The following is a 6,717-nucleotide window of genomic DNA, read 5'->3' as shown; positions in this document are numbered from 1 at the left end:
CCGGACAACTGGTGCTGCACGAGGCCTTCACCGCCTTCAGCGGACCGGCCCCCGCCGGCTCCGCCTTCGGACGGCAGGGCGGACTCGGGCACCACCTCACGGCGGTTCCCCTCCCCACCAATGTTGACAGCCACCTCACGGACTCGGGGCTGGACACCCAACTTTCCCTGCTGATGCTGGCCGGCCACACACTCGCAACGCTCCTCTGCGCACTGCTCCTCGCCAAGGGCGAGGCGGCCCTGTGGTCCCTCGCGGCCTGGCTCCGCCCCCTGTTCCGCCTCCCCGCTCCCGTGACGCCCGACGCCGTCGTGGCACCGGCAGCCGCCGGCTGGCGCACCGAGTCCGCGCCGCTGCCGTGGCGGAACCTCCGGCGTGATTGCCGCCGCGGGCCGCCCGCCGCCGTCGTCTTTTCCTGACTCTTTTCCGGCCGCGGCCGCGCCTGTTCCCTATCTCCCGGAACATCGGCGTCCCCGCCGCGCCACCCCCCATTTTTGTGTTCCTGCCCTGCGCAGCAGCACGCCTGAAAGGCAACCCCTGTGAAGACTTCACCCATCCCCGTCCTGCGCCGAACCCTCACCGCCACGGCGGTGGCCGGCGGAACCGCTGCCCTGATGCTCGCCGGCATTTCCGGCGCCTCGGCGCACGTCGGCGTCACCCCAGACAAGGCCACCGCGAACTCCTATGCCCTGCTGACCTTCGGAATCCCGCACGGCTGCGAGGAGTCCGGGACCACCAAGGTAACCATCACCCTGCCCGCCGAACTCAACGATGCGCAGCCCACGGTCAACCCGAACTGGACAGCCGCAAAGGTCACAGAACAGCTGGCCGAGCCGAAGAAACTCCCCGACGGCACCTCCATCACCAAGCGGACCAGCCAGATCGTCTACACCGCCAAGGCACCTCTGGAACCCGCCCTGAGGGATGCCCTGGTGCTCTCGGTGAAGCTGCCCGACGTTGCGGGGAAGACCCTGTACTTCCCGACGCTGCAAAACTGCGAGGTCGGCCAGACCGACTGGTCGCAGCTCCCCGCCGAAGGACAGGATCCGCACTCGCTCAAGGCTCCGGCCCCGTCCGTCACGGTCACCGCCACCGTCGCGGCCGACGCTGCCGCTGACGGGCACAGCGCCCACGCCGCCAGCGCTTCGGACCCGGCAGCTGGGACGGTCCAGGCCGCCGCGGTGAACGACGGCGGCGCCCAGGCCCGCAGCTGGGCCGGCCTGGTGGCTGGGGTCGGCGGCCTGGCGCTCGGCGGCCTCGCACTGGCCCGCAGCCGGGGCAGCAAGCCGCGGCCGGTCCGCGTGCCGGCACCCGGCTCCGCGCCCAAGGAGTAGCTGACCTCGATTGATGCCCGGAAATCACAATCCGGGCATCAATCGGGCGCCGCCGTCGTGGCGTCGTTGACTCAGGCCTCGCCGGGCATGAAGGTGGTGCCATGACGGCTCAGCGAACCAAGAACAGACTGCTACTCACGACGACGGCGGCCGCGGCAGCGCTCCTCCTCGCCGGCTGCGGCGCCGGCACGCCGCAGTCCCAGACGTCCAGCGCCCCGGCGTCCTCCCCCGCAAGCTCCGCGAGCCAGCCCGCCGCCTCCGGCACGGCAACGGCCGCCAGCTCCCCGGCCGCCGCTCCGACGGTATCCACTCCGGCCGGCCCCGGGCTGTGCAAGGCCTCCGGCCTGACGGGCACGATCGATTCCACCGGCGGCGGCGCGGCCGGCAGCATCTACATGACGCTGATCCTCACAAACTCCGGCGCCGAGCCGTGCCTGTTGAAGGGCTTCCCCGGCGTCTCCCTCACCGCTGATGCCAACGGCGACCCGATCGGCGCCGCGGCAGTCCGCGACGAAACCACCCCGGTTGCCGACGTCCTGCTCGCCCCAGGGCAGGCCGGTGCCGCGACGCTGCGCTACAGCCAGGCAGCCAACCATCCGGACTGCATGATGGCCCCGGCCGCCGGCTTCCGCATCTACCCTCCCGAGGACACCGCCTCGCTGTTCATCGCCCAGGCCAGGGATGCCTGCAGCGACACCGGCACGCAACTGCTCACCATTGGCGCCTTCCAGGCCCAGTAACCCCGCAGACGCCGAGGTGAGAGTTCGCGCCCATGACCGTCCGAAACATGGGCACGAAGTGATACCTCGGCGGGGGTGAGACCGCTTGGATTAGCGCCCGCCATTCCCTGTCGGCGGCCTAAGGCATGATGGAGGAATGAAGGGGCAGGAGCTCGCCGGCGGGACACTCGCGGCCGACGCCATGGACCGGTTCAGCCGGCCGACCCGGGACTGGTTCCTGGGTGCATTCGCTGCGCCCACCCCGGCCCAGAACGGCGCCTGGAAGGCGATCTCCTCCGGCGCGCACGCGCTCGTCGTCGCCCCCACCGGCTCCGGCAAAACCCTCGCCGCCTTCCTCTGGGCGCTGGACCGCCTGCTCGTCTCAGCCCCCGCCGAACCCGAGGGGCTGCCCGGTCTGGACGCCGTGAAAGGAACCCGGCGGAAGGCGCCCAAGCGCAAGACCCGGGTGCTCTATATTTCCCCGCTCAAGGCGCTAGGCGTCGACGTCGAACGCAACCTCCGCGCGCCGCTGATCGGGATCATCCAGACTGCCAAACGCCTCGGCCTGCCGGCCCCGCTGATCACCGTGGGCGTCCGCTCCGGTGATACCCCGGCGTCGGACCGCCGCTCGCTGCTGAGCAACCCGCCGGACATCCTGATCACCACACCCGAATCGCTGTTCCTCATGCTCACGTCCAAGGCGCGGGAGACGCTGAGCGAGGTGGACACCATCATCGTCGACGAGGTCCATGCCGTTGCGGGCACCAAACGCGGCGCCCACCTGGCCGTGTCCCTGGAACGCCTTGATGCTTTGCTCCCGAAACCCGCCCAGCGGATCGGACTCTCGGCCACCGTCGAGCCGAAGGAACTGGTGGCCCAGTTCCTCGCCGGCTCCGCACCGGTGGAAATCGTGGCCCCGCCCTCGAAGAAGACCTGGGATCTGACGGTCTCTGTCCCGGTGGAGGACATGTCCGACCTGCAGGGCGCCGCCGGCGCGTTCGACTCCGGACCCGCATCCGGGCTGCAGCCGCAGGCATCGATCTGGCCGCACGTGGAGGAAAAGATCGTGGACCTGGTGCTGGCCAACCAGTCCACGATTGTGTTCGCCAATTCCCGCCGGCTCGCCGAACGCCTGACCGCCCGGCTCAACGAGATCTATGCCGAGCGGCAGCTGATGGCCGCGGGCGGCGGCTGGGGCAAGTTTGGCGCCGGGGCTCCGGACTTCGAACCGGCGGGGGCGCCTGCCGGCGGCGCCCCGGCGCTGCCCACCTCCACCGCGACACCGGCACACATGATGGCCCAGGCCGGCAGCACCGCAGGCGCCGACCCGGTCCTGGCCCGCGCCCACCACGGCTCGGTCTCCAAGGACCAGCGGGCCCTGATCGAGGATGACCTGAAATCCGGACGGCTGCGCTGCGTCGTGGCCACCTCCTCGCTGGAACTCGGCATCGACATGGGCGCCGTGGACCTCGTGGTGCAGGTGGAATCCCCGCCCTCCGTGGCCAGCGGGCTGCAGCGGGTGGGCCGTGCCGGCCACCAGGTCGGCGAGATCTCCCAGGGTGTGCTGTTCCCGAAGCACCGCGCGGATCTGGTGCACACCACGATCACCGTGGAACGGATGCTCGCCGGCAAAATCGAACGGCTCTACGTGCCCGCGAACCCGCTGGACATCCTCGCGCAGCAGACCGTTGCGGCCACGGCGCTGGGCGCCATCGATGTGGAGGAATGGTTCGCCACCGTGCGGCGCTCGGCACCGTTCGCCTCGCTCCCACGTTCCGCCTTCGAGGCCACCCTGGACCTATTGGCCGGCCGCTACCCCTCGGACGAGTTCGCCGAACTGCGGCCCCGGATCATCTGGGACCGGAACGCCGGCACCATCGAGGGGCGCCCCGGCGCGCAGCGGCTGGCCGTCACCTCCGGCGGCACCATCCCGGACCGCGGACTCTTCGGCGTCTACATCATCGGCACCGAAACGGAAGGCTCAGGATCCCCGGGCTCCGCCAGCGGCGACGGCAGGGCGGCCAGCCCGGCCGCGGCGGCGGCGAAGGGCGGCCGCCGGGTGGGAGAGCTCGACGAGGAAATGGTCTACGAATCCCGGGTCGGCGACGTGTTCGCCCTGGGCGCCACCAGCTGGAAGATCGAGGACATCACCCACGACCGGGTCCTGGTCTCCCCTGCTTTCGGCCAACCGGGAAAACTCCCGTTCTGGAAGGGTGACTCCCTCGGCCGCCCGGTGGACCTGGGCCGCGCCCTGGGCGCGTTCGTGCGCGAACTCTCCGCGTCCGACGTCGGCCCGGCGATGGAACGCTGCAAAGCCAGCGGCCTGGACGATTTCGCCGCCAACAACCTCATCCAGTACCTCGCCGAGCAGAAGCTGGCCACCGAGGTGGTCCCCAGCGACACGACCCTGGTGGTGGAGCGTTTCCACGACGAACTTGGCGACTGGCGGGTGGTGCTGCACAGCCCGTTCGGCATGCCGGTGCACGCGCCGTGGGCCCTGGCCGTCGGGCAGCGACTGCACCAGCGCTTTGGGCTGGACGGCTCCGCGATGGCCGCCGACGACGGGATCGTGCTGCGCGTGCCCATGATGGAGGACGAGCCGCCCGGGGCCGAGCTGTTCCTGTTCGATCCGGAGGAACTCGAACAGATCGTGACGGCGGAGGTCGGCGGCAGCGCGCTGTTCGCCTCCCGTTTCCGTGAGTGCGCCGCCCGGGCCCTGCTGCTGCCCCGGCAGAACCCCGGCAAACGGCAGCCCCTGTGGCAGCAGCGCCAGCGCTCCGCGCAGCTGCTGGACGTCGCCCGAAAGTACCCCACGTTCCCGATCGTCCTCGAGACCGTGCGCGAATGCCTGCAGGACGTGTACGACCTTCCGGCCCTCAAGGACATCGCCGCGTCCATCGAGCGCCGCGAGCTGCGGATTCTGCAAACCACCACCCAGCAGCCGTCGCCCTTCGCCAAGTCCCTGCTCTTTGGCTACGTCGCGCAGTTCCTCTACGAGGGCGATTCCCCGCTGGCCGAGCGCCGGGCCGCCGCGCTGGCGCTGGATTCGACCCTGCTCAACGAACTCCTGGGCCGGGTCGAGCTGCGCGAACTGCTCGATGCCAAGGTCATTGACGCCACCGAGCGGGAGCTGCAGCGGCTCGCGCCGGACCGCAAGGTGCGCGGGCTCGAGGGGGTCGCGGACCTGCTCCGCCTGCTCGGCCCGCTGAACCCGGCGGAAGTCGCCGCCCGGCTTGAATTTGCGGCCGACGCGGCACCGGCGGCGGAGTCTGGCGCGGCTGGGCTTGCCGAGGCTGGGCTTGCCGAGGCTGGGCTTGCCCAGGATCCGGCCGCCGAACCGGCCGCCGGGCGCGCGGCCCCCGTCGCCGATGCGTCCGCGCATCTGGTCGCCCTCCAGCGCGCCAACCGCGCCATCAAAGTCAACGTCGGCGGCGCCGAGCGCTACGCCGCCGTGGAGGACGCCGCCCGCCTGCGCGACGCCCTCGGTGTTCCGTTGCCGATGGGTGTGCCGCTGGCCTTCATCGAACCGGTCGCTGACCCGTTGGGCGACCTCGTCTCGCGTTATGCCCGCACCCACGGACCGTTCACCTCCGCCGAGGCCGCAGCCCGGCTGGGACTCGGCGTCGCCGTCGTCGGCACCGCGCTGAAGCGGCTCGCCGCGGACGGACGGGTGGTGGAAGGTGAGTTCCGCCCGCACGCCGCACCACCGGCGGCGCCGACTCCGGGAGCCGACGACGGCGACGGCGAAAGCGGCGGCGAAGCGGTCCAAGGCGCGGGCGGGGAAGCGGTCTCGGGCGCCGCGGCAGCGACGCAAGCGGCCCCCGCAGCCCCGTCGCTGGCCGGGGTCAGTGAATGGTGCGACGCGGAAGTCCTGCGCAAGCTCCGCCGCCGCTCACTCGCCGCGCTTCGGGCCGAAGTCGAGCCCGTGGATGCCGCCGCCTACGGCCGCTTCCTGCCGGCCTGGCAGAACGTCCGTGTCCCGGGCAAGCGCGGGCAGTCGGCGCTGCGCGGGCTGGACGGGATCATTACCGCCGTCGACCAGCTGTCCGGGGTGCCTGTTCCGGCCTCCGCCTGGGAAACGCTGGTCCTCGCCAGCAGGGTGACCGATTACCAGCCGGCCATGCTCGATGAGCTCATGGCCGCCGGCGAAGTGCTCTGGTCCGGTGCAGGGGCGCTGCCCGGCAACGACGGCTGGGTCAGCCTGCATCTGGCCGACTCGGCCGAGCTGACCCTCAATCCGGCAATCGACTTCGAGCCCGGTGACGCGCAGCAGCGGCTGCTGGACCACCTGCGCAACAACGGCGGCGGCTACTTCTTCCGGCAACTGACAGACGTCGCCGGCGGCATGGACTCTGTACTCAGCGACCAGGACGTCGTCTCAGCGCTCTGGGACCTCGCCTGGGCGGGCCGGATCACGGGCGACACCTTCGCCCCGGTCCGCGCCATGATTGCCGGCGGGCACACCGCGCACCGGCAGGTCGCCCGCGCGCCGCGCGCCCGGGCCCCCCGGCTGAGCCGGCTGGGCCGCGCCCACGGGACCGGTTTGCTCGGATCCCCCGGTCTGACCGGAGGCCGGTACGGCTCCGTCACCGGGACTGCGCCCACTCCCCCGCTGGCCGCAGGCCGCTGGTCCGCCCTCCCCGCCCCCGAGCTGGATGCCACCATCC

Annotated in this window: 3 protein-coding genes and 1 pseudogene; all 4 read left to right on the top strand. The window is 71.5% G+C overall.

What is annotated here, in order from left to right; all coding sequences use genetic code 11:
- Positions 1-416, top strand: a pseudogene (locus BJQ90_RS14335) (hypothetical protein); the annotation flags it as partial.
- A 195-nt stretch (positions 417-611) separates the two neighbouring features.
- Positions 612-1,331, top strand: a complete 720-nt coding sequence (locus tag BJQ90_RS14330; RefSeq protein WP_264197298.1) for a YcnI family protein — start codon at positions 612-614, stop codon at positions 1,329-1,331.
- A gap of 101 nt (positions 1,332-1,432) precedes the next feature.
- A complete protein-coding gene (locus tag BJQ90_RS14325; protein ID WP_226760920.1) occupies positions 1,433-2,071 on the top strand; it encodes a DUF4232 domain-containing protein in 639 nt (212 codons plus the stop codon).
- A gap of 136 nt (positions 2,072-2,207) precedes the next feature.
- Positions 2,208-6,717: DEAD/DEAH box helicase (locus BJQ90_RS14320; protein ID WP_226760919.1), on the top strand; the 4,510-nt coding region annotated here is incomplete at its 3' end.

This window comes from Arthrobacter sp. SO3, assembly GCF_020532825.1.
Lineage (GTDB): Bacteria > Actinomycetota > Actinomycetes > Actinomycetales > Micrococcaceae > Arthrobacter.
This window is presented reverse-complemented; position numbering and strand designations above follow the sequence as displayed.

Coding starts and splice junctions, on each gene's coding strand:
- BJQ90_RS14325 (WP_226760920.1), top strand. CDS start 1,433: ATGACGGCTCAGCGAACCAAGAACAGACTGCTACTCACGACGACGGCG.
- BJQ90_RS14330 (WP_264197298.1), top strand. CDS start 612: ATGCTCGCCGGCATTTCCGGCGCCTCGGCGCACGTCGGCGTCACCCCA.